This is a genomic window from Citrobacter sp. Cu231 (assembly GCF_030332265.1).
GTDB classification, from domain to species: Bacteria; Pseudomonadota; Gammaproteobacteria; order Enterobacterales; family Enterobacteriaceae; genus Citrobacter; species Citrobacter meridianamericanus.
In genome coordinates, this window is record NZ_JAOWIE010000043.1 from 50,341 (window position 1) to 72,932 (window position 22,592).

Sequence of the window (22,592 nt, forward strand, 5' to 3'; positions counted from 1 at the left end):
ATGCAAGCCATTTTCTTCATACTGACACTTGCCACAATAAGTTGCACCATCACTTCGCTTTGTTTAGGCTATGGGAACTGGGCTTTTTATTATGGTATTGTTTCGGTAGGCTCGATGATAATTTATATGATTCACCGCTGATTATTAATTATTACGGATTATTTAATTTATCCCCCGCTTCTTACTTCTGTATAACACGTTTAACCGGTTAGCACTTCTACAGCCGTTGGCACAACAGCATTAGCCTGAGTCACAGACGCTTGCACCACACTGCACAGCCCCTGGGCAGGGACTGCAATGAGAGATTAAAACGCGAAACAGGAACAGCCAAGCGCGCCCCAGAAAGCCCGGTCATCCGACACCGGAATGCCTGATTGACGCGCAATATCATGCTGATGACCGTGTACGCCGCAGCTACCGCAGCACTGGTGCATCTGCACTATGGCGCCAATTTTTGCCGCACCAGGCGGCGCTGCGCGATAGTGCCCCGGCACCTTCACTACCGGCGACCAGTCAGGTATTACCGGGATAGCCGGCGGTGCAAGTGGGGTGAAGTGCCCGGCCGCATACACCACTTTGCCATCGACAATGGTCATCACTGACTCAATACCTTTGATCTCTTCTTCCGGCACGCTGAAGTAGTCTTTGGACAGCACCACCAGGTCGGCCAATTGATCTTTCTCAATGCGCCCTTTCTTACCCTGCTCGCTGGAGAACCAGGCGCTGCCAGCCGTCCACAGTTCCAGCGCCACGTCGCGCGGCAGGCGGTTGTTATCATCGTACATCGCCATTCCCCCAACAGTACGACCCGAAACCAGCCAATAGAGCGCGGTCCACGGGTTGTAGCTGGCCACGCGGGTGGCGTCAGTTCCCAGCCCGACCGGAACTTCAGCCGCCAGCATTTTTGCCACTGGCGGTGTATGTTTGACCGCATCTTTGCCATAACGATCGACAAAGTATTCCCCCTGGAATGCCATTCGGTGCTGAACCGCAATCCCGCCACCCAGCGCTTTAACGCGCTCGATATTCCGTTCAGTAATCGTTTCGGCGTGATCGAAAAACCAGTGCAGGCCATTGAACGGGATATCGCGATTTACCTTCTCAAACACGTCCAGCATACGGCTGATGGATTCATCGTAGGTGGCATGCAGGCGGAACGGCCAGCGGTGCTCCACCAGGTGACGAACCACGCGCTCCAGTTCATCTTCCATACCCTCCGGCAGATCCGGGCGCGGCTGGAGGAAGTCTTCAAAATCCGCAGCCGAGAAGACCAGCATTTCCCCTGCCCCATTGGCACGGTAAAAGTCAGTCCCCTGCCCAGGCTTGAGCATGTCGGTCCAGCGTTCAAAGTCTTCAAGCTCCTGCTTAGGACGCTGGGTAAACAGGTTGTAGGCAATACGCACCGTCATCTGCTTGTTGGCATGTAACTGTTCAATTATCTCGTAATCTTCCGGATAGTTCTGGAAGCCACCGCCCGCGTCAATGGCGCTGGTCAGTCCCAAACGGTTCAGCTCTCGCATAAACTGGCGGGTCGAGTTAACCTGCATTTCCAGCGGCAGTTTTGGTCCTTTTGCCAGCGTCGAATAGAGGATCATGGCGTTGGGTTTGGCAATCAGCATGCCGGTCGGGTTGCCGTTGCTGTCACGTACAATCTCGCCGCCCATCGGATCCGGCGTTGCTTTGGTGTAGCCGACGGCTTTCAGCGCGGCGCGGTTCAGCAGCGCTCTGTCATAGAGATGCAGAACAAAAACCGGGGTATCCGGGGCCGCTTCATTGAGTTCTTCGAGGGTTGGCATGCGCCGTTCGGCAAACTGAAATTCACTCCAGCCGCCCACCACGCGTACCCATTGCGGCGACGGCGTTCTGTCCGCCTGCTCTTTGAGCATACGTAGCGCGTCCGCCAGTGACGGCACGCCTTCCCAACGTAATTCCAGATTGTAATTCAGACCGCCGCGAATCAGGTGCAGGTGTGAATCGTTCAGACCGGGGATCACCGTATGCCCCTGCAGATCGACAATCTGCGTCCCTTCGGTGGCAAAGCTCATGATCCGATCATGGCTACCGGTCGCCAGAATCTTACCGTTGGCGATCGCCACCGCCTCGACCTGCGGGTTTTGTCTTTCGAGCGTATGAATTTTTCCGTGAGTCAGAATCAGTGTGGCAGTTTGCGACATAACAATCTCCTGAGAAACCGGTCAGACTTTTTTCAGCCATCCGGCAAACAGACGGGTTACGATGGGCATCCAGAACCAGACCACCAACGCAACCACACAGGCATCATTGATCAGATGCAGGAGTAACGAACCCTTCAATGCAGGCAACACAATGCCGGTCAACCACGGCACCAGATTGGTGCTGGGAAAAATCACCAGCAGGGTTATCAGAAACTGTTTCCAGCGTCTCGGCTGACGTACATGGGGCGCGGGCGGAGTAAACCAGAACGCGGCTTCGGTACGAATTTCGGTTTTATCACCTTCCGCCAGCATCGGAGCAATCTCTTCTACCAGCCCACGGCGCGTATCGGACTGGGTCCAGTTATAAAGATGCTCAAGCGTGTCGAAACGAATAATGATATTCCACAGGTTGTCGCCATCCGCAGGGCGAATCACATTCGCCCCGAGATGACCGGGAAACTCGGCCGCCACTGGCATAATTTTCCCCAGCCATTGCTCATATCGCTGTGCCTGCTCAGGCAGCAGGGTGTGGGTAATCACCAACGTCACATGTTTGTTCTGCGCCATGAAGGATTCCTTGTTGAGAGGAAACAGACCGCTTAGGCCAGGAAAGCAATACACAAAATCATTCATGGTGCATCGAGGCGGCAAGGTTGTGGATCCCCGGGAGCTTACATCAGTAAGCGACCGGGGTACGCAAGCGAAGCCAACAAAGATGCAGCATGAAGGATGAAGTGTATTCAGGCTTTACGTTCCGGCGCGCCATGCACCATGGTATAGGCGTAATCCACGCCCATACCGTAGGCACCGCTGTGCTCGCGCACCAGAGCCATGACAGCGTCGTAGGTTTCTTTACGGGACCAGTCGCGCTGATACTCAAGAAGTACCTGTTGCCAGGTCACGGGTACGGCACCCGCCTGTACCATGCGGTCAATGGAACGCTCATGGGCATCCACCGACGTGCCGCCTGAAGTATCTGTTACCACATACACTTCATAGCCCGCTTCCAGCGCCATCAGCGCCGGGAAAGTCAGACACACTTCGGTCCACAGCGCGGAGATAATCAGTTTTTTACGCCCGGTCGCTTCTACGGCCTTCACAAACGCCGCATCTTCCCAGGAGTTCATCGAGGTGCGTTCAATCGGTTTCACATCAGGATGTACCGCTAATAATTCTGGCCAGATATATCCGCTAAAACTTTTTGTTTCCACAGAAGTATAAATCACTGGAACATTGAATATTTTCCCGGCTTTCGCTAATGCGACGGTATTATTTTTCAATGTCTGGCGATCGATATTCGCCACACCAAATGACATTTGCGGCTGATGATCAATAAAAATTAGCGTAGAGTTTTGTGGGTCAATCAGTTCCCGAATAGACATAGCACACCTTCTTAATCAATAAGTTAAAAGGCAACGGTCTGTTTCTGCCGTCAGCAGCAGGATCCTGAATCAGAAAGCTTGTTGAGTATAGCGGGAAATTTCTAACGAGTTATTAAAGAAAACTTACCGTCTAGTGAAACTATTCGTTCTGTGTTGCGATATATCTTAAACAATGTCAAAAAAATGCGCATGTCTCATCTAATTTATTCACTGGCATTGTTTTTCTCCATTCGGTAAAACAGAGGGGTTTAATTTTCAGGATATTTTTTGCTTATGCGCATCAATCTGGATGTATTGCTAATCCTCGACGCACTCGACAAACAGGGGTCCTTTGCTGCGGCGGCCGAATCGCTGTTTAAAACCCCTGCGGCACTCAGCTATATGATTCAGAAGCTGGAAAGCGATTTGAATATCGAATTGCTTGACCGCTCTGGGCATCGGGCAAAATTTACCGACACCGGGCAGATGATGCTGGAAAAAGGACGTTTGCTGCTGAGCGCGGCCAAAGATCTCGAAAAGCAAGCGATACAGCTAAGTTCAGGCTGGGAAAAAGAGCTGGCGATTGCGTTGGACGACTCTTTTCCTTTCACCGCGCTATTGCCCATTATCGATGAATTTCACGCGCTTAATATGCAAACCCGCCTGAGCTTTACCCACCACACGCTGGCAGGATCATGGGAGGAGCTGACCCATAATGGAGCAGATATCATTCTGGGGGCGATTAATGAACCGCCAACGTCAGCGGCCTGGTCTTACAAAATGCTCGGCACGCTGGACAATGTGTTTGTCGTTGCGCCTGATCATCCGCTGGCTGCAGCACCTGACGGTCTGACGAACGAACAGCTGTGTCTGCATCGGGCGATTGTTATCAGCGACAGCGCCCGCTTTTGTCATCCGTTACAAACCAACCTGATGGAGGAGCAGGCGCAGATCCGCGTCGATGATTTCCACAGTAAGGTGATGCTATTGCGAGCAGGCATGGGATGCGGATTTCTCCCCCGCCATATTGCCAACCCGTGGCTTGCCACGGGCGAGCTGGTGGAAAAAGCGGTCATCTCATTTCGCCAAAAAGACGTGGCCTATATGGCATGGCGTAATAACCGCGATGGGCTGGCGCAGCGCTGGTGGCGGGAAGCGCTGCTGGCAAGCCCGGAGGTGGCGCGCTTGTATCAATGACCTGACCACACCGAGGCGGAAATTGCCGGCAGCGTCAGGATATCGTCGACAAGCACGCCTGTTCCTTCTTTGAGCTGCCATTGACTGACGCTCAATAATGGCGAGGCAGGCAGGACCACTTCGCAGGCGTGACCACGGTTAATCGCCACCAATACGCGCTGGCGGTTTAGCACCCGTACAAACACCACCACGTTCTCCTCGGCGTAAATCACCTGACATCCACCGTGGCGGAGCGCCTGGCTCTGGTGACGTAATTTGGCCAGACGCTGATACAACGCCAGCAGGTCAGCGTCCTGTTTTGCAGGCTGCCACGGGAACGGTTTGCGACAAAACGGATCGTTATTTCCGTCCAGTCCCACTTCGTCGCCGTAGTAAACACAGGGTACGCCCGGCCAGGTAAACAGCCACACCACCGCCAGCGGTAAACGTGCGACGTCTTTACCGAGCAGAGACTTAAAGCGAGCGGTATCGTGGCTGTCGAGCTGGTTGAACATGCGCAATTGCTGTTGATGCGACAACCCCGCGCGGTAGTTATCCATCCACACCATACAGGTCTGGGCGTCAATAGATTGCGGATCGTATGAGATATCGGTATTGGCGAGAAATCCCCAGATCGGAAAGGTAAAACCGCGATAGTTCATGGCGGCATCTTCCGCGTCGGCCTGCAACCACTGGCGCGCGTCGCCAAAATGCTCGCCCACTATATACGCCTCTGGCTGGGTTTCTTTCGCCGCCTGCGTAATGCCAGCCACGTGTTGTAGGTTGTTACGTGCGCCTCCTGCCTCTCCCAGCATGTGCACCACATCAAGACGCCAGCCGTCCATACTCCACGGCGCTTTCAGCCAGTGACGGACGATACTGTCTTCGCCGCGATAAATTTCATTTACCAGGCTTTCCGAAGAAAAGTCCAGCTTAGGCAAGCTGGCATATCCCAGCCAGTCGAGCGCAACGCCGTCGGCTGAGAAATGATACCAGTCGCGCCAGGGAGATTCTGGGTTATGGCACGCCCCGTCCGTTCCCCGATTATGTCGGTCAAACCAGGCGTGCGAATCGCCGCTATGGTTAAAAACACCGTCCAGAATCAGGCGCATGCCCTGCTGTTGCGTGTTGTGACGCAGGCGCAGCAGCGCCGTGTCGCCGCCAAATTGCGGATCAACATGACGGTAATCTTCGGTATCGTATTTATGCACGCTCGGCGCGGTAAACACCGGATTCAGGTACAGCGCCGTGATCCCTAACATTTTCAGGTACGGCAGCTTTTCGCTGATACCGTCCAAATCACCGCCATAAAACGTTGAGCCACCGGCCTGAGCCGTAAGCGGTTCATCCCATTCGCGCCGCACAATATCGTGTCCGGCAGCGTGGTGATAATAGACGTTATCCTGATCAGCTTCACACGACTGGCTGCGGGCAAAACGGTCCGGGAAAATTTGGTAAAAAATCTGGTCAGCGACCCACTGAGGACCATTATCCGGCACATCGACGGCAAATTGTTCCAGACGCGCAGGCGGAAAACGGCTGAATCCTTGTGGGGTAAACCACAGCTGACGGTCGCGCCAAAGTAATTTAAAACTATAGCGTCTTCGAGGCTGACCGCTGGAGAGATCGATCGCCGCTCGCCACGCGGTCACGCCCGACTGCGGCTGGCTACGCTGCTTGTGCATGCTCAGCGAAATCTCTTCGTTATCATTTTCTGCGCGTAGCGTCACCCGCTGGGGTGGATTTTCCCCCGCCAGCCATAACGTAATCGTCAGTTGATCTTTGTTTTGCTTAACAAATGGGGCAACCGGAAGGTGCCAGGCGTTCAACATCACGTATCCCCTTTGATGATAATGACGTCACCTTGCCATAGCGAAGTGCAGGATCACTCCTCATCTTAACGTTTATTGGGGGAGGAGCTTGGGGGAGGAGAAAATTGCCGGGTAACGACAGGCTACCCGGCAAAAATATTACTGTGCTTCAGCCAGTTGACGCTCGCGACGGCGCTTGAAAACCCACCCAGCCAGCAGCAGGACAATCCATGCAAAGCCAACGTACAGCGAAATGCGAGTATCCGGATGGTAGCCGATGAGCCCGATGATAAAGACCAGGAAAATCAGGCCAATAACGGTCGTAACCACCCCACCCGGCACTTTAAATTTCAGCGCTTTGACCTCTTCCGGCGGCAGACGACGACGGAAAGCAATTTGTGAGAGCAGGATCATAATCCACACCCAAACAGTTGCGAAAGTTGCCAGAGAGGCGATCACCAGGAAGACATTTTCCGGCATGATGTAGTTAAGATAAACCGCAAACAACAGCGCAATGGTCATCACCATCACCGTGACCCACGGCACGCCACGACGCGACGTTTTGGCAAACATTTTCGGGGCGCTGCCCTGCTCCGCCATACCATGCAGCATACGACCCACACCGAAGACGTCAGAGTTGATCGCCGACAGCGATGCGGTCAGGACGACAAAGTTGAGGATCCCGGCGGCAAAAGTAATCCCCATATGCTGGAATGTCAGAACGAATGGACTACCGTCGGTACCGACCTGGTTCCACGGGTAAATCGACATAATGACGAACAGTGTCCCCACGTAAAACACGAGGATGCGCATCGGTACAGAATTGATGGCGCGCGGAATAGATTTTTCCGGGTCTTTGGCTTCGCCTGCGGTAATACCGATAATCTCAATCCCGCCGTAGGCGAACATCACCATTTGTAGCGACATCACCATGCCGAGCCAGCCGTTGCTGAAGAAACCACCGTTACTCCACAGATTATGGATCCCGGTTGGCTGCCCGCCGTTGCCAATCCCCCAAATAATGATGCCGAACCCGGCGACAATCATGATGATAATGGTGGCAACTTTAAAGAACGAGAACCAGAACTCCAGCTCGCCAAACACCTTCACGCTCATCAGGTTGATGGCGCAGATAATCAGCACCACGCTGAGTACCCATATCCAATGCGGTACCGCCGGGAACCAGACGCCCATGTAAATACCAAAGGCGGTCACATCGGCAATGGCGACAATCAGGATTTCAAAACAGTAGGTCCAGCCGGTGATGTAGCCTGCCAGCGGTCCGAGGTTTTCCTGCGCATAGCGCGAGAAAGAGCTGGCAGCCGGGTTATGAACTGACATTTCGCCCAGCGCGCGCATAATAATATACGCCGCTACGCCGCCGATAATGTAGGCCAGCAACACGCTTGGCCCCGCCATTTTGATGGCATCGGCCGAGCCGTAGAACAGCCCGGTACCAATTGCTGAACCTAATGCCATAAAGCGAATGTGCCGGGTGCTCAGCCCACGCTTTAGCTTGTTATTACTTTCCATCGATTCCTAACCTGTTAACACAATAAAAAAACCACGGGGCCATGTTAATAGCCCCGTGGTTAAAACTTATTGTCAGTGATATTAGTGTGCGCTGGAGGTCACTTGTCGACCCGCCGCGCGATCCCAGATAACGGCCAGGACCACCATCACGACTGTTGGCATCAACCACGCCAGCCCCTGCTCCGCCAGCGGTAAACGCTGGGTCCAGGCTGGTAACACGTCGCCAATTGCAGAAGCTTTAATGCCATCAAGGATACCAAAAATCAGGCTGATAAACATCGCAGGTGCAATGACGCGGGAAGAATTATGCCACCAGGAGCGGGTAAAACTTAATACAACCAGTGCGATACATGGCGGATAGATGGCCGTCAGCACTGGAATAGAGATCTGAATCAGATGGCTCAGTCCCAGGTTAGACACCACCATCGAGAAGCCGCCGAGGATGAATACCAGCGTACGATAAGACAGTGGAACATACTGGGCAAAGAACTCTGCGCATGCGCAGGTCAGGCCAACCGCGGTGACCAGACAGGCGATAAAAATCAGCGCCGCCAGCAGGAAACTCCCTGCACCACCGAAGGTATGCTGAACATACGCATGCAGAATTGCCGCGCCGTTAGCAGACTGATCGACCAGAATCGCGCTATCTGAACCCAGACGGAACAGCGCGAGATACAACAGCGTTAAGCCCACGCCCGCCATCAAACCCGCCCAAACGGTGTAACGGGTCAGCAGACGCGCTTCTGTAACGCCACGCGAGCGAGCGGCGTTAACGATAACAATACCAAAGACCATCGCGCCCAGCGTATCCATGGTCAGATACCCGTTCACGAAGCCATTAGAAAACGCCGCAGTTTGATAGGCTTCCATCGCATTGCTGATCGGACCTGCTGGCCAGACGATTGCGGCGACAGACAGAACCACCAGCGCCAGAATTTTCAGCGGAGCCAGGAAATTACCCACCGTATCCAGCAGTTTGCCGGGATACAGCGAAACCAGAATCACAATCGCGAAGTAGACCACGCTGTAGATAATCAGTGGCAGTGCGGAGTCACCAGTCAGCGGTGCAATCCCGACTTCGAAAGAGACCGTCGCGGTACGCGGGGTAGCAAATAACGGCCCAACAGCCAGATAGCAAACGGTCGCCAGCAGCAGTCCAGCGACTTTACCAATAGGCGTGCTCAGTCGGTCCACACCGCCACCGACTTTCGCCAGTGCGACAACGGTAAGCACCGGCAGACCCACGGCGGTAATCAAAAAGCCAAAAGCCGCAGTCCAGACGTGTTCACCTGCCTGCAAACCAACCATTGGGGGGAAGATAATGTTACCTGCACCAACGAACAGTGCAAATGTCATAAATCCCAAAGCGATAATATCGCGCGATTTTAACTGATGGGTCATAAAGTCTTACTGCCTGTGGATGTGGTGTTGAAAATAGTAAATTTTTGCCTTTCCCTGGGGGACAATACAGCGGCATTTTTGCTCAATTCCAGCGGGAAACACTCCCGACCTGGCGCGGCGAAGAATAGTTTTTCGATTTACCGCGTAAATGCAGTCGGTATGACAGCACCTGGGGCGCAATTTAAACGCTTATAACGTTTTAAAGCAAGGTGGGATCCAAAAACCAGAACAATATAGCGATATGAAAGATAGGGTTAGCACAAAACACCATTTCATGGAAAAAGGTATGGGTAATAGTTCGAACAAAAAACAACCAAACGTCGTAAAATTCAGGATACTTATATTGACCATATAGAAAAAGCCAGCTTACGCTGGCTTTTGGAAAGATTATCTTACGAATACGCCTTAACCGTTATTTTTGGCAATTAAACGTTCCGGGATCACGAAACTAAATCGCGTCCCTTTGCCGGGTTCGCTGTCGATATTCAAACGGCTGTCGTGATGATGCAAGGCATGCTTCACGATGGCCAGCCCGAGTCCGCTCCCGCCCGTTTGCCGCGATCGCGCCTTGTCTACGCGATAAAAACGCTCGGTCAGGCGTGGAATATGCTCGGCGGCAATGCCTGGACCGTTGTCTTCCACACAAAATTCCGCCCCCGCAGGCACATGCTGCCAGCGTACGGTAATGTGCGTTCCCGCAGGCGTATGGTTCACCGCGTTATAGACGAGATTCGAGATAGCGCTACGCAACTGCTCCTCGTTACCCCGCACATTCAGGCTGTTATCAACATCAAAAGTAAACGTATGTTTGTGCTGGCTCAGCGTTTGCGCTTCGTGCTCAACCACGCGCAGCATCATGGGCACATCGACCTTCTCATTCAATTGCAGCGCTGGCGCAGCCTCAATTTTTGACAGCGTTAGCAGTTGCTTCACTAACCCTTCCATCCGGTACGTTTGTTCACGCATGGTATGCAGCGCTTTTTCGCGCGTTGTCCCTTCTAACGGATGCTCCTGCATCATTTCCAGATAGCCTTGCAGCACCGTCAGCGGGGTACGCAGTTCATGGCTGGCATTGGCGAAAAAGTTACGTCGTGAACCTTCCAGTTGATGCATCTGGGTAACGTCGCGCGCCACCATCAGCAATTGCTTATCGGTATAGGGCATTACGCGAATTTCCAGATGCCGTCCGGTATTGAGCACCAGATTGATGGGCCGGCTAAAATCGCGCGTTTTTAAATATTGTGTGAATTCCGGGTAGCGCAGCAGGTTAAGAATATTTTGCCCGCTATCGTCCGGCCAGCGCAGTCCAAGAACCTGCTGAGCCAGTCCGTTACACCAGAAAATACCGCCTTCTTCGGTGGTTAGCACCACTGCGTCGGGTAGCGATTCCGCCCCGCTGCGAAAGCGCTTAATCAGATTACCCAGTTCACGACGACGTTTTTTGTTGCGCAACTGCATTTGATGCAGCCCATGCAGCAGCGGTTCCCAACTGCCGCGCCCCGGCGGGGGCGTCATACTTCTGTCGACCCATAGCCACCAGGACAAACGTAATAAATTCCAGAAATGCCAGATAAGCAGGCCCGTTACCGACGCCAGTAAAAACCAGGGCAGGTAACCAAAAAAAGCACTAAGGATAAATGCCGGTATGCAGCACAGGATCAGCTCCAGTACCAACCTTTTCCATGACAATCGTTCTAGCAAACGCCTTACTCCCTAAACGGCCTCATCCTTCAGGCCCTGATTCTTGTCAGTCAGAAGCGGGTCGAAAAACGATATCCCGTTCCGCGAACCGTCTGCACCATACGATCGTGTCCGCTGTGCTCCAGCGCCTTACGTAAGCGGCGGATATGCACATCGACTGTCCGGTCTTCCACGTATACATTGGTTCCCCAGACATGATTGAGGAGTTGCTCGCGGCTGTAGACACGCTCTGGGTGAGTCATAAAGAAGTGCAACAGCTTGAATTCGGTCGGCCCCATATCCAGCGGATCATCACCAGTCATCACGCGATGCGAGGTGGGATCAAGGCTTAGCCCCTGCATCTCAATAACCTCTTCCACTGCCATCGGCGAAATACGACGCAAAACAGCTTTAATACGCGCCACCAGCTCCTTAGGAGAAAACGGTTTGGTAATATAGTCATCCGCGCCGGTTTCCAGACCACGAACGCGGTCTTCCTCTTCTCCCCTCGCCGTCAGCATCATCACCGGGATGTCCCGCGTCATCGCTTCACGCTTGAGATGTTTAATAAACTGTAGACCCGAGCCACCGGGAAGCATCCAGTCAAGCAGGACGAGGTCCGGCCAGGGTTCATTGAGTTGGTTCACAGCACTGTCATAGTCTTCGGCTTCTACGGGTTGAAAACCGTTTTGCTCGAGCACGAAGCAGACCATTTCACGAATTGGAGCTTCATCTTCTACGACCAGAATACGTCTCGCCATGATTTGCCCTGTTATTAGTTGCTTGTCATCATCAGTATCAATACGGCGTCATTATGCGTCAGATTTATGACAGATTTATGAAAAGATCATCCAGGTTTAACGCAGGCCATTGAATTATGACAGCCCGGAGACAAGATATTCTCTCCCATGCAGGGTTATAATCCCCGCCATTGTTTTATCGTCATGGAACTCTTATGCGCATCCTTCACACGTCTGACTGGCATCTGGGCCAAAATTTCTACAGCAAGAGCCGCGCCGCTGAACATCATGCCTTTCTCGACTGGCTGCTGGAAACGGCACAATCCCATCAGGTGGATGCCATTATTGTGGCAGGCGATATTTTTGATACCGGCTCACCGCCAAGCTATGCCCGTGAGCTGTATAACCGTTTTGTCGTTAATCTGCAGCAAACCGGCTGTCATCTGGTGGTACTGGCAGGCAACCACGACTCCGTCGCCACACTCAATGAGTCCCGCGATATTCTGGCGTTTCTCAACACCACAGTCGTTGCCAGCGCCGGTCATGCGCCGCAGGTTCTGCTGCAACGTGACGGCACGCCGGGGGCGATCCTGTGCCCGGTTCCTTTCTTACGTCCGCGCGACATCATAACCAGCCAGGCGGGGCTGACCGGACAAGAGAAACAGCAGCATTTGCTGTCAGCCATCACCGACTATTACCAGCAGCAGTATCAGGACGCCTGCACGCTACGTGGTGACCAGAATCTGCCCATCATTGCGACCGGGCATTTGACCACTGTCGGCGCCAGTAAAAGTGACGCCGTCCGTGAGATTTATATCGGTACGCTGGACGCCTTCCCGGCGCAAAACTTCCCTCCGGCGGACTACATCGCGCTGGGCCATATTCACCGGGCGCAGGTTATTGGTGGCACAGAGCATATTCGCTACTGCGGCTCGCCGATTGCGCTCAGTTTTGACGAGTGCGGCAAAAACAAATGCGTGCATCTGGTGAGTTTTGATGCCGGGAAACTCAGCGCCGTTGAAAATATCACCGTACCGATCACGCAGCAACTTGCGGTACTGAAAGGCGATCTAGCCGCCATAACCGCCCAGCTTGAACAGTGGCGCAACGTACAGCAAGAGCCGCCGGTGTGGCTGGATATTGAAATTACCACCGATGACTATCTGCATGATATGCAGCGTAAAATCCAGGCCTTGACCGAAGATTTACCGGTAGAGGTGTTACTGGTGCGCCGCAGTCGGGAACAGCGCGAACGTATTATGGCCAATGAACGTCGTGAAACATTAAGCGAGCTGAGCGTGGCGGAGGTTTTTGACCGCCGCCTGGCGCTGGAAGAACTCGAAGAACCGCAGCGCGAGCGGCTTAATCAGCTGTTTAGCGCAACCGTACAGACGCTTGCGGGGGAGGCTGAAGCATGAAAATACTCAGCCTGCGCCTGAAAAATCTCAACTCCCTGAAGGGAGAATGGAAAGTCGATTTTACGGCAGAACCTTTTGCCAGCAACGGGCTGTTCGCCATCACCGGGCCCACGGGTGCGGGAAAAACCACCCTGCTGGACGCAATTTGCCTTGCGCTGTACCACGAAACGCCGCGCCTGAATACCGTGTCACAGTCGCAAAACGACCTGATGACCCGCGACACCGCAGAGTGTCTGGCCGAGGTGGAATTTGAGGTGCGAGGCGAAGCCTACCGCGCATTCTGGAGCCAGAACCGGGCGCGTAATCAGCCAGAGGGCAATCTGCAGGTTCCGCGCGTAGAGCTGGCCCGCTGCGCCGACGGAAAAATCCTCGCCGATAAAGTCAAAGACAAACTGGAGATGACCGCCGAGCTTACCGGGCTGGATTACGGCCGTTTTACCCGCTCGATGCTGCTGTCACAGGGGCAGTTTGCCGCATTTCTCAATGCCAAACCGAAAGAGCGCGCCGAACTGCTGGAAGAGCTGACCGGCACCGAGATCTACGGACAGATTTCGGCGATGGTATTTGAAAAGCACAAATCAGCGCGCACGGAGCTGGAAAAACTGCAGGCCCAGGCCAGCGGCGTGGCGCTGTTAGCGCCAGAGCAGGTACAGTCCCTGACGGAAAGTTTGCAGGCACTTACTGACGAAGAAAAACAATACCTTACCAGCCAGCAAGCCCAGCAACAGCACCTCAACTGGCTCATTCGGCAAAATGAGCTACAGGCGGATTTAAACCGTCACCAGCAGGCATTACAGGCAGTGCTTCAGGCGCAAGAAGATGCGCAGCCGCAGCTGGCGGTACTGAGCCTGGCACTGCCAGCCAGAGCGTTACGTCCGCACTGGGAGCGAATCCAGGAACAAACGGCTACTATTGACCGCACAAGACAGAAGATTCAGGAAGTAAATGCTCGCTTACAAAGCAGCTTAGCGCTGCGCGGTCGTATTCGTCAGCAGGCGCAAACGCAGTCAGCCGCCATGCTCGCCGGACAACAAACGTTAACCGACTGGCTGAAGGAACATGAAAACTTCCGCTTATGGAGTAGCGAACTGGCAGGATGGAAAGCGCTTCTGGCCCAGCAGTCCGACGCCAGAACCCAACTGCGCCAGTGGCAGCAGCTACGGGAGAACGATACGCGCAAGCTCGATGCGCTGACGCAACCCTCGCTGACTCTTTCGCCGCAAGAGGTAGCGACGGCGCTGGCGCAGCATGCACAGCTTCGCCCATTACGCCAGCGGTTAAGCAATCTGCGCGGGCAAATTGCACCGAAGCAAAAGCAACTGGCGCAGTTACGCACCACGCTTGTGCAGCGTCAGCAAGAGCTGACGCAACGTAACGTGGTATTAGCCGAAAAACGTCAGCGCTATAAAGATAAAAATCAGCAACTTACTGATGTGAGAGTCATTTGCGAGCAAGAAGCCCGCATCAAAGATCTGGAAAGCCAACGGGCATTGTTGCAATCCGGCATGCCTTGCCCGCTTTGCGGCTCGACCGCTCATCCGGCAATTGAACGCTATCACACGCTCGAACTGAGCGTGAATCAGACGCGACGTGAAGCACTGGAAAAAGAGGTCAAAGCGCTGGCCGATGAAGGTTCAACGCTACGCGGTCAGCTCGAAGCAATAACTCAGCAGCTTCAGCGAGATGAACGCGAAGTACAGACGCTTTCTCAGGAGGAGCAAGCGCTTACTTTGGAATGGCAGACGGTCACCGCCAGCCTCAACATAACGCTGCAACCTCAGGATGATATCGTCCCATGGCTTGCCGCTCAGGAAGAACACGAGCAGCAGCTTCACCAGCTGAGCCTGCGTCATACCTTGCAGGCGCAAATCACCGCGCATACGGAACAGATTACTCAGCTCCAGCAACATATTGACCAGCGACAGGCGACGCTAACCACCGAGCTGGCACGCCATGGTCTTGTCCTGCCTGCCGAGGATGACGTCGCCTCATGGCTGAGCGAACGGGCGAACGAAGCGCAAATTTGGCAACAGCGCCAGAACGAACTGGCCGCTTTACAGGCCCAAATAGCCCAGCTTGCTCCGCTGCTGGAAACACTGCCAGAAACCGAGGCGCTATCTGAAAGCACTGAGGATCTGTCGCTGGAAAACTGGCGGCAGGTGCACGACGATTGCCTCTCTTTACAGGGACAGTGGCAAACGTTGCAACAGCAGGAGGCGCAGGACGTTCAGCGCGCCGCGGAAATCCAGGCACAGTTTGATGCCGCATTGCGGGCCAGCATCTTTGCCGATCGCGACGCCTTTATTGCCGCCCTGCTGGACGAAGAGACCTTTAACCGCCTGGAGCAGTTAAAGCAATCACTGGAAGGCCAGCGACAGCAGGCGCAAACGCTGCTTAATCAGGCCCAGCAAGCGCTGGCGGCTCATCAACAGCAGCTACCAACAGAAGTGGATCTCACGCTGACGGCGCAGCATCTGCGCGACGCGCTGGCTCAGCTCACCCAGCAGTTACGGGATAACACCACGCGTCAGGGTGAAATTCGCCAGCAGCTCAAACAGGATGCAGACAACCGCCAACAGCAGCAGACGCTGATGCTGGAGATTGAAAGGGTCGCACAACAGGTTGAAGACTGGGGCTATCTGAATGCCCTGATCGGCTCAAAAGAGGGGGATAAATTCCGCAAGTTCGCCCAGGGGCTAACGCTGGATAATCTGGTCTGGCTTGCCAACAACCAGCTAACCCGTCTTCACGGCCGCTATCTGTTGCAGCGCAAGGCCAGCGAAGCGCTGGAGCTGGAAGTGGTAGATACCTGGCAGGCCGATGCGGTACGTGACACGCGTACGCTTTCAGGCGGTGAGAGCTTCCTCGTCAGTCTGGCGCTGGCGCTGGCGTTGTCCGATCTGGTAAGCCACAAAACGCGAATTGACTCCCTGTTCCTCGACGAAGGTTTCGGCACGCTGGATAGCGAAACGCTGGATACCGCTCTTGACGCGCTGGATGCACTCAACGCCACCGGCAAGACTATTGGCGTCATCAGCCACGTTGAAGCGATGAAAGAACGTATACCGGTGCAAATCAAAGTTAAAAAAATCAACGGACTGGGCTACAGCAAGCTCGACAAGATGTTTGCGGTGGAGTAATCGACCCGCGGATATGATTTCACAGGCTGGATAAGCGCCAGCGCTATCCAGCACGCTATGTAGCACAATATTGCATACTCAGGGACGGATATGAAATGGCATTCCACTTCGCTTATCCGCAAGCTATCCCGATTGGCAGCGAACGTTCGCCGCTATGGCGCAAATCCTGCGTCTTTCTTGTTGGCAGGTGGTATGAAAAAAGTCATTTTCTCTTTAGCGTTGGGAACATTTGGGCTGGGCATGGCCGAGTTTGGTATCATGGGTGTCCTCACTGAGCTGGCGCGGGACGTGGGAATTTCCATTCCTGCCGCTGGCCATATGATTTCGTTTTACGCCTTTGGCGTGGTGCTGGGCGCGCCCATTATTGCGCTCTTTTCCAATCGCTTTTCGCTCAAGCATATTTTGCTGTTTCTGGTCACACTGTGCGTAATTGGCAACGCCATCTTCACCCTCTCTTCCTCGTATTTTATGCTGGCGGTGGGCAGGCTGGTTTCCGGCTTCCCACATGGCGCATTTTTTGGCGTTGGCGCTATTATCCTGTCGAAGCTGGCTCGTCCGGGAAAAGTCACCGCCGCCGTCGCGGGCATGATTTCGGGAATGACCGTTGCTAATCTGATTGGCATTCCCGTTGGCACCTGGTTGAGTCAGGAATTTAGCTGGCGCTACACGTTTCTGCTGATCGCCGTCTTTAATATCGCGGTGATAGTCTCGGTCGCGTTTTGGGTACCCAACATCAGCGATGAAGCAAAAGGGAAACTGCGCGAGCAATTTCACTTCTTAAAAAACCCCGCCACGTGGCTCATCTTTTCCGCCACCATGTTTGGTAACGCCGGGGTTTTCGCCTGGTTCAGCTACATCAAACCGTACATGATGTACATCTCCGGCTTCTCCGAGGCGCTAATGACTTTCATCATGATGCTGGTGGGATTGGGAATGGTGTTGGGAAATCTGCTAAGCGGTAGGTTGTCTGGCCGCTATACGCCGCTGCGAATTGCGGTAATTACCGACTTCGTCATTGTGCTGGCTTTGCTGTTGCTCTTTGCTTTTGGCGGGATCAAAGCCGCGTCGCTGACCTTCGCTTTCATTTGCTGCGCGGGTCTGTTTGCCCTGTCGGCACCGCTGCAAATTTTGCTGCTGCAAAATGCTAAAGGGGGCGAGCTACTGGGTGCTGCTGGGGGGCAAATTGCCTTTAATCTCGGCAGCGCGATTGGCGCGTACTGCGGGGGCATGATGCTGACGCTGGGATTTGCCTACAACTACGTGACGCTGCCGGCGGCACTGCTGTCGTTTTCTGCGATGTCGTCGCTGCTGCTCTATGGTCGCCTGAAGCGCGGCGTGCAACAACAGGTTGCACCCGCGACATAGAAACCGTTTATATATGCGGCCACAGCCAGGCTGCGCCGCGTACACCGCTGGAGTCACCGTGCAACGCCTTGCGTACAGGCGTTTCACACTCGCCGCCAAAAACAAATTGCTTCATCAACGTCGGAACGGTTTGATACAACCTGTCGACATTACTCATTCCGCCGCCCAGCACAATGACGTCTGGATCAAGAATATTCACTACATGCGCCAATGATTTCGCCAGGCGAAGCTCATAACGACTCAGCGCCTGCTCTGCCAGCGCATCCCGCACATTAACAAGGTTGATAATTTCACTGCCCTTGAGCGGATTACCGCTCAGACGCTGGTAATCGGTGGCAAAACCGGTCCCGGAGATGAAGGTTTCAATGCAGCCTTGCTTGCCGCAATAACAAGGTACTTCCTGCCGATAACGCAGCTCATCTTCGTCCATCCACGGCAGTGGGTTATGTCCCCACTCGCCCGCAGTACCGTTGCCGCCCGTGTGCGCCCGGCCGTTCAGCGCCACGCCTGCACCACATCCGGTGCCAATAATCACCGCAAACACGGTTTGCGCCCCCGCCGCTGCGCCATCCACCGCTTCAGAAACCGCCAGGCAGTTGGCATCATTTGCCAGCCGCACTTCGCGGTTAAGACGCGCACTTAAGTCTTTGTCAAAAGGCTGCCCGTTAAGCCAGGTCGAGTTGGCATTCTTCACTACTCTGGTGTAGGGCGATATTGAACCGGGAATGCCCATCCCTACGCTTCCCGTCTGCCCGGTGGCTTTTTCCGCCATCTCCACCAGCGCAGCGATGGTTTCTATCGTTTGCCGATAATCATCACGCGGCGTAGGCAGGCGATGGCGAAAAAGCTGTTCGCCCGCATCGCCAAGCGCGATAACTTCCGTTTTTGTACCGCCCAAATCGATACCTATACGCACTGTTTGCTCCTCTTCCCGATTAACAATGCAAGCATAGCGACAATTCGCTATCATGCCCGCTGGATTTAACGACAAGGCCGTGGAAATTATCATGCTGTGGTTCAAAAATTTAATGGTTTACCGTCTTAGCCGCGATGTTTCTTTGCGTGCCGAAGAGATGGAAAAGCAGCTGGCATCAATGACGTTCACCCCTTGCGGTAGCCAGGATATGGCAAAAATGGGCTGGGTTCCGCCGATGGGATCGCACAGTGATGCATTAACGCATACCGCCAATGGCCAAATTATTATCTGCGCCCGCAAAGAAGAAAAAATTCTGCCGTCGCCGGTTATCAAACAGGCGCTGGAAGCCAAAATATTCAAACTGGAAGCTGAGCAAGGTCGCAAACTCAAGAAGACTGAAAAAGACTCGCTGAAAGATGAAGTTCTGCACTCATTGCTGCCGCGCGCCTTTAGCCGCTTCAGCCAGACAATGATGTGGATCGACACCGTCAACGATCTGATCATGGTCGACTGTGCGAGCGCGAAGAAAGCGGAAGATACGCTGGCGCTACTGCGTAAGAGCCTCGGTTCGCTGCCGGTCGTTCCGCTGACGATGGAAAACCCTATTGAGCTGACGCTGACTGAATGGGTTCGCTCCGGCACAACGGCACAAGGATTCCAGTTGCTGGACGAAGCCGAACTGAAAGCGATCCTTGAAGACGGCGGCGTGATCCGCGCGAAAAAACAGGATCTGGTCTGCGACGAAATCGCCGTGCATATCGAAGCAGGCAAACTGGTCACCAAACTGGCCCTCGACTGGCAGCAGCGCATTCAGTTCGTTATGTGTGATGACGGCTCCATTAAGCGTCTGAAGTTTAGCGACGAGCTGCGCGATCAGAACGAAGATATCGACCGCGAAGATTATGCTCAGCGTTTTGACGCCGATTTCATCCTGATGACGGGTGAACTGGCTGCTCTGATTAAAAGTCTGGTGGAAGGATTAGGCGGCGAAGCACAGCGCTAAGCCGTATTTACCGAATGGCGGCTCAGTGTCGCCATTCGTTATTTTTACGCTTACAGATAGCGGCAAAGATAGGACGTTGGCTCTGCCACCTGCAGATGAAACTCGCTGTTGCCCGGTACGTTAAACACGTCCCCTGTGGCATACACCTTCCACTCTGTTTCCCCTGGCAGCAACACGTTCAGTGCGCCACTGACGACCGTCATCTCTTCAGGCGCCGCAGTACCAAAGGTATATTCACCTTCAGCCATTACGCCAACACTGGCGCGGCCAGTACTGCTGCTGGTAAAACCGATCGATTTTACTTTGCCGGAAAAGTATTCATTACTTTGAAGCATACAACTGGCCCTGTCTCGTGATTAAGTTAACAACCAATATAGGGGGCTGACGTTCCACCTGTCACGCAAAATTACGTCAACAATTCCGAAGCCAGTCGGGCAATTAGCACATTGGACAGAAGTACCGGGACATCCAGCGATTTTTGCAGTAGATCACGGTGGCGTTGATTAAACCCAAGGCAATCCAGCATGATCACATCCGCACCTTGCTCCAGCAGTTCTTTCCCCGCATCAATCAATTGTTCTTCGCTACCGTCGATCGGATTTGCCACGGCATACACTGGCGGCGTTTGTAGCACCTGCCATTTTTGCGTCTGGGCTTTGAGTAATTCGGTGACGGGGACAATCACCCCGACCTGATGCCCATCGACAATCGAGGCCACCAGTGGCGGGATAATCCGTAACGGCTCCAGCAAAATGCTATTGCGTGCGGTCAGACGAGCGATTGAGGCGGTACTCATCAGCAGGATAACGTCAAAGCCCTGGTTATCCAGCACCTCTACAATGCTTTGCAGGGAGCGCTCCACCTTCTGACGTGAGACATGTGCAAGTTGATGGTCACTGAGCAACGTTAATAATAGCTCGTCACCGGGCGAAACCCCGTATTCAGCCATCACATCTTCTCGCCGCATCTGCCCCAGCAGGCTGTGGTGAGTAATGTGCTGTTCATCGATATATTCCGTCAGGAGCGGTAACACCTCACACATTGGCACCACGCCAATCGTGAGGATAGCCAACGACGTACTCATTTGTTGCTCCACCGTCTTCTTACTTTGCTGTGAAATCCCGGACAATTGCCGGGCGCTGACCTGCACTATAAATGCTCAAAAGCGTAGCAGTAGATCGGCGGTGTATTGTGTAAAGATTCCAAATCATTCCAGTACTGGATTGTTATTGTTTAATTTTCAATTTTGACTGTACACGGCGAAATTTAAAAAAATGTGATGCACGCCCGTACTGGCACTTTTAAGACACGTGCCCGGGCGGTGCTTATATCAGGTTTTATTGGGGTCTTCGTAGCGCTTTTTGGCATCCATGGCTTCCTGCGCAGAAGGGTGCTCACTGATCAACGAATTCGGTTTAGGGTGATCGGCTCGAAGTTGATACCAGGTTACCGTCTGGCCTGGCGTCCCTTTTTCAACCGTAACAATGGTCGCTTGACGTGGGTAAGGTGGTTTTGTCGGCATAGTTCTTCCTTTTCACTGGATGAACACTAAGTATAGACACCGCCCTGTAACCGTGGTGCTGCCTGCGCCAGTATCCCAAGAATGTCTTCCACCACCTGCGCAGGTTCATTGGTGGCATCAACGATATAGTGCGCTACCTCACGATACAAAACATCGCGCTGGGCGAGAACCTCCTGCACTTCCTCAGTCAGAGGTTTACCGGTTAAGGTTGGACGCAAGCCCTCTTCAGGCGTGGCCTCCAGACGATCGACCAGTACCGATACCGATGCGCTTAAATAGATAACCACGCCGTGGCTGCGCATGTAGTGACGATTAAATTCGGTAAGAATAATGCCGCCGCCGGTCGCAATAACCGTTGCCGGGGCTGTGACGGCCTGCAGCGCGGTCGTCTCCTGGGCACGAAACCCTTCCCATCCTTCTCTTTCAACGATCTCCGCCACGGTCATCTGCACGTGCGATTGCAACCAGCGATCGGTATCGACAAACTGGAAATCGATAGCCTTCGCCAGCGCCATACCGGTAGTTGTCTTACCACACCCCCGGGGGCCAACAAGAAATAGAGGTTGCGTCATCACAGAAATTCCCCAGAGAACCGCAAACGAGCGGGATCTGATGCGGTTAAAGATCTAATCATATCATCAAACTAGTACATCACCAATTCGTAAAGATTAAATTACAGATAGAGTGGCGATACCTATTAAAACCCACTATAACAAGAATTCACAACGAATGTAGTGTAAATAATAAATTACACATTTTATTTTCTCCGCTGTACTTCCAGCCACCACTTATCAAGTTCAGCCGCAAAATGCTGCCTGTCACGAGGGGAAAGGCTGTCTGGTCCCCCGGTCTGAATACCGCTGGCGCGTAGCGTATCCATAAAATCACGCATCATCAGACGCTCACGGATCGTGGCTACGGTATAACGTTCGCCGCGTGGATTAAGCGCCGCCGCACCTTTTTCAATCACTTCTGCCGCCAACGGGATATCCGCCGTGATCACTAAATCACCGGCGCTACACTGGCGCACAATCTCGTTATCCGCCACGTCAAATCCGGGGGGAACGCGTAGTGTACGGATAAGACGCGAAGCAGGGACGCGCAGGCTTTGGTTCGCTACCAAAATAAGCGGCATTTGCATGCGCTCTGAAGCGCGGTACAAAATGTCTTTGATCACATTCGGACACGCATCGGCATCCACCCATATTGTCATAACCTCTCCCACTGATGTGCAATCGCACATTGTCGCGTGCTTTTACTTTCAGGCAAAGTGCTGTTTATCCTTCTGCACATATTCTTTCCGCGCTAGACTTAGCTTTCCCCGGTTTACCTTAAATAATTCAAGTTACTTG

19 protein-coding genes are annotated in these 22,592 nt (G+C 53.6%); 5 read left to right on the forward strand and 14 right to left on the reverse strand.

All coding sequences use genetic code 11. The features are described 5' to 3' along the window. Nucleotides 1-305 precede the first annotated feature (305 nt). The 3 genes from OGY15_RS16875 to OGY15_RS16885 form a co-directional block, all read right to left on the reverse strand. Nucleotides 306-2,174: an amidohydrolase gene (locus OGY15_RS16875; protein WP_187252925.1), complete on the reverse strand. Its 1,869-nt coding sequence runs from the start codon at nucleotides 2,172-2,174 to the stop codon at nucleotides 306-308. 21 nt (nucleotides 2,175-2,195) lie between these two features. Further along, complete coding sequence (locus tag OGY15_RS16880; RefSeq protein WP_151218604.1) at nucleotides 2,196-2,741, reverse strand: antibiotic biosynthesis monooxygenase; 546 nt, start codon at nucleotides 2,739-2,741, stop codon at nucleotides 2,196-2,198. 173 nt (nucleotides 2,742-2,914) lie between these two features. Next, nucleotides 2,915-3,556, reverse strand: coding sequence for a hydrolase (locus tag OGY15_RS16885; RefSeq protein WP_187252927.1), 642 nt, complete (start codon nucleotides 3,554-3,556; stop codon nucleotides 2,915-2,917). A gap of 273 nt (nucleotides 3,557-3,829) precedes the next feature. On the opposite strand from OGY15_RS16885, the gene OGY15_RS16890 reads away from it, so the two are divergent. Further along, nucleotides 3,830-4,732, forward strand: coding sequence for a LysR family transcriptional regulator (locus OGY15_RS16890; protein ID WP_151218603.1), 903 nt, complete (start codon nucleotides 3,830-3,832; stop codon nucleotides 4,730-4,732). Here the strand turns inward: OGY15_RS16890 and malZ are convergent. From malZ to phoB, 5 genes are all read right to left on the reverse strand, one after another. Further along, complete coding sequence (gene malZ / locus OGY15_RS16895) at nucleotides 4,726-6,543, reverse strand: maltodextrin glucosidase (protein WP_286540229.1); 1,818 nt, start codon at nucleotides 6,541-6,543, stop codon at nucleotides 4,726-4,728. The genes OGY15_RS16890 and malZ overlap by 7 nt on opposite strands. 138 nt (nucleotides 6,544-6,681) lie before the next feature. After that, the gene (gene proY / locus OGY15_RS16900; protein WP_151218601.1) at nucleotides 6,682-8,055 is read right to left on the reverse strand and encodes a proline-specific permease ProY; all 1,374 of its coding nucleotides are present in this window, start codon (nucleotides 8,053-8,055) and stop codon (nucleotides 6,682-6,684) included. 81 nt (nucleotides 8,056-8,136) lie between these two features. Next, nucleotides 8,137-9,456 (reverse strand): branched-chain amino acid transporter carrier protein BrnQ, encoded by a 1,320-nt coding sequence (brnQ, locus tag OGY15_RS16905; protein WP_286540232.1) that lies wholly within the window; start codon nucleotides 9,454-9,456, stop codon nucleotides 8,137-8,139. A gap of 405 nt (nucleotides 9,457-9,861) precedes the next feature. Beyond that, entirely contained in the window at nucleotides 9,862-11,157 is a 1,296-nt protein-coding gene (gene phoR / locus OGY15_RS16910) for a phosphate regulon sensor histidine kinase PhoR (protein WP_252837929.1), read from the reverse strand. Between the two features lie 50 nt (nucleotides 11,158-11,207). After that, entirely contained in the window at nucleotides 11,208-11,897 is a 690-nt protein-coding gene (gene phoB / locus OGY15_RS16915) for a phosphate response regulator transcription factor PhoB (protein WP_151218600.1), read from the reverse strand. Nucleotides 11,898-12,091: 194 nt separating this feature from the next. Here phoB and sbcD point away from each other — a divergent pair, with 194 nt between their 5' ends. From sbcD to araJ, 3 genes are all read left to right on the forward strand, one after another. Further along, the gene (gene sbcD, locus OGY15_RS16920) at nucleotides 12,092-13,294 is read left to right on the forward strand and encodes an exonuclease subunit SbcD (protein ID WP_286540236.1); all 1,203 of its coding nucleotides are present in this window, start codon (nucleotides 12,092-12,094) and stop codon (nucleotides 13,292-13,294) included. Then, a complete protein-coding gene (gene sbcC, locus OGY15_RS16925; RefSeq protein ID WP_286540238.1) occupies nucleotides 13,291-16,434 on the forward strand; it encodes an exonuclease subunit SbcC in 3,144 nt (1,047 codons plus the stop codon). Before sbcD ends, sbcC begins: the two co-directional genes overlap by 4 nt. A 192-nt stretch (nucleotides 16,435-16,626) precedes the next feature. Next, nucleotides 16,627-17,799 carry an MFS transporter AraJ gene (gene araJ / locus OGY15_RS16930; protein ID WP_286540381.1) on the forward strand — a complete coding sequence of 391 codons (1,173 nt, stop codon included), beginning with the start codon at nucleotides 16,627-16,629 and terminating at the stop codon, nucleotides 17,797-17,799. Nucleotides 17,800-17,806: 7 nt separating this feature from the next. Here the strand turns inward: araJ and mak are convergent, their stop codons facing one another. Beyond that, on the reverse strand, nucleotides 17,807-18,715 hold the full coding sequence (gene mak, locus OGY15_RS16935; RefSeq protein WP_151224844.1) for a fructokinase: 909 nt from the start codon (nucleotides 18,713-18,715) through the stop codon (nucleotides 17,807-17,809). Between the two features lie 91 nt (nucleotides 18,716-18,806). On the opposite strand from mak, the gene rdgC reads away from it, so the two are divergent. Then, nucleotides 18,807-19,718 carry a recombination-associated protein RdgC gene (gene rdgC, locus OGY15_RS16940; RefSeq protein WP_003021479.1) on the forward strand — a complete coding sequence of 304 codons (912 nt, stop codon included), beginning with the start codon at nucleotides 18,807-18,809 and terminating at the stop codon, nucleotides 19,716-19,718. Between the two features lie 50 nt (nucleotides 19,719-19,768). On the opposite strand, the gene ppnP is transcribed toward rdgC, so the two are convergent. From ppnP to OGY15_RS16965, 5 genes are all read right to left on the reverse strand, one after another. After that, nucleotides 19,769-20,053 (reverse strand): pyrimidine/purine nucleoside phosphorylase, encoded by a 285-nt coding sequence (gene ppnP / locus OGY15_RS16945; protein WP_151218596.1) that lies wholly within the window; start codon nucleotides 20,051-20,053, stop codon nucleotides 19,769-19,771. 71 nt (nucleotides 20,054-20,124) lie between these two features. After that, a complete protein-coding gene (locus OGY15_RS16950; protein ID WP_151218595.1) occupies nucleotides 20,125-20,802 on the reverse strand; it encodes an AroM family protein in 678 nt (225 codons plus the stop codon). Between the two features lie 246 nt (nucleotides 20,803-21,048). Next, nucleotides 21,049-21,240 carry a protein YaiA gene (gene yaiA / locus OGY15_RS16955; protein WP_151218594.1) on the reverse strand — a complete coding sequence of 64 codons (192 nt, stop codon included), beginning with the start codon at nucleotides 21,238-21,240 and terminating at the stop codon, nucleotides 21,049-21,051. A gap of 26 nt (nucleotides 21,241-21,266) precedes the next feature. Then, nucleotides 21,267-21,812 carry a shikimate kinase AroL gene (gene aroL, locus OGY15_RS16960; protein WP_151218593.1) on the reverse strand — a complete coding sequence of 182 codons (546 nt, stop codon included), beginning with the start codon at nucleotides 21,810-21,812 and terminating at the stop codon, nucleotides 21,267-21,269. Between the two features lie 185 nt (nucleotides 21,813-21,997). Further along, on the reverse strand, nucleotides 21,998-22,453 hold the full coding sequence (locus tag OGY15_RS16965) for a YaiI/YqxD family protein (protein WP_151218592.1): 456 nt from the start codon (nucleotides 22,451-22,453) through the stop codon (nucleotides 21,998-22,000). Between the last annotated feature and the right edge of the window lie 139 nt (nucleotides 22,454-22,592).

Bases quoted from the DNA above. Each gene is read 5' to 3' on its own strand.
- OGY15_RS16875 (WP_187252925.1), bottom strand. From the start codon at position 2,174: ATGTCGCAAACTGCCACACTGATTCTGACTCACGGAAAAATTCATACG.
- OGY15_RS16880 (WP_151218604.1), bottom strand. From the start codon at position 2,741: ATGGCGCAGAACAAACATGTGACGTTGGTGATTACCCACACCCTGCTG.
- OGY15_RS16885 (WP_187252927.1), bottom strand. From the start codon at position 3,556: ATGTCTATTCGGGAACTGATTGACCCACAAAACTCTACGCTAATTTTT.
- OGY15_RS16890 (WP_151218603.1), top strand. From the start codon at position 3,830: ATGCGCATCAATCTGGATGTATTGCTAATCCTCGACGCACTCGACAAA.
- malZ (WP_286540229.1), bottom strand. From the start codon at position 6,543: ATGTTGAACGCCTGGCACCTTCCGGTTGCCCCATTTGTTAAGCAAAAC.
- proY (WP_151218601.1), bottom strand. From the start codon at position 8,055: ATGGAAAGTAATAACAAGCTAAAGCGTGGGCTGAGCACCCGGCACATT.
- brnQ (WP_286540232.1), bottom strand. From the start codon at position 9,456: ATGACCCATCAGTTAAAATCGCGCGATATTATCGCTTTGGGATTTATG.
- phoB (WP_151218600.1), bottom strand. From the start codon at position 11,897: ATGGCGAGACGTATTCTGGTCGTAGAAGATGAAGCTCCAATTCGTGAA.
- sbcD (WP_286540236.1), top strand. From the start codon at position 12,092: ATGCGCATCCTTCACACGTCTGACTGGCATCTGGGCCAAAATTTCTAC.
- sbcC (WP_286540238.1), top strand. From the start codon at position 13,291: ATGAAAATACTCAGCCTGCGCCTGAAAAATCTCAACTCCCTGAAGGGA.
- araJ (WP_286540381.1), top strand. From the start codon at position 16,627: ATGAAAAAAGTCATTTTCTCTTTAGCGTTGGGAACATTTGGGCTGGGC.
- rdgC (WP_003021479.1), top strand. From the start codon at position 18,807: ATGCTGTGGTTCAAAAATTTAATGGTTTACCGTCTTAGCCGCGATGTT.
- ppnP (WP_151218596.1), bottom strand. From the start codon at position 20,053: ATGCTTCAAAGTAATGAATACTTTTCCGGCAAAGTAAAATCGATCGGT.
- OGY15_RS16950 (WP_151218595.1), bottom strand. From the start codon at position 20,802: ATGAGTACGTCGTTGGCTATCCTCACGATTGGCGTGGTGCCAATGTGT.
- yaiA (WP_151218594.1), bottom strand. From the start codon at position 21,240: ATGCCGACAAAACCACCTTACCCACGTCAAGCGACCATTGTTACGGTT.
- aroL (WP_151218593.1), bottom strand. From the start codon at position 21,812: ATGACGCAACCTCTATTTCTTGTTGGCCCCCGGGGGTGTGGTAAGACA.
- OGY15_RS16965 (WP_151218592.1), bottom strand. From the start codon at position 22,453: ATGACAATATGGGTGGATGCCGATGCGTGTCCGAATGTGATCAAAGAC.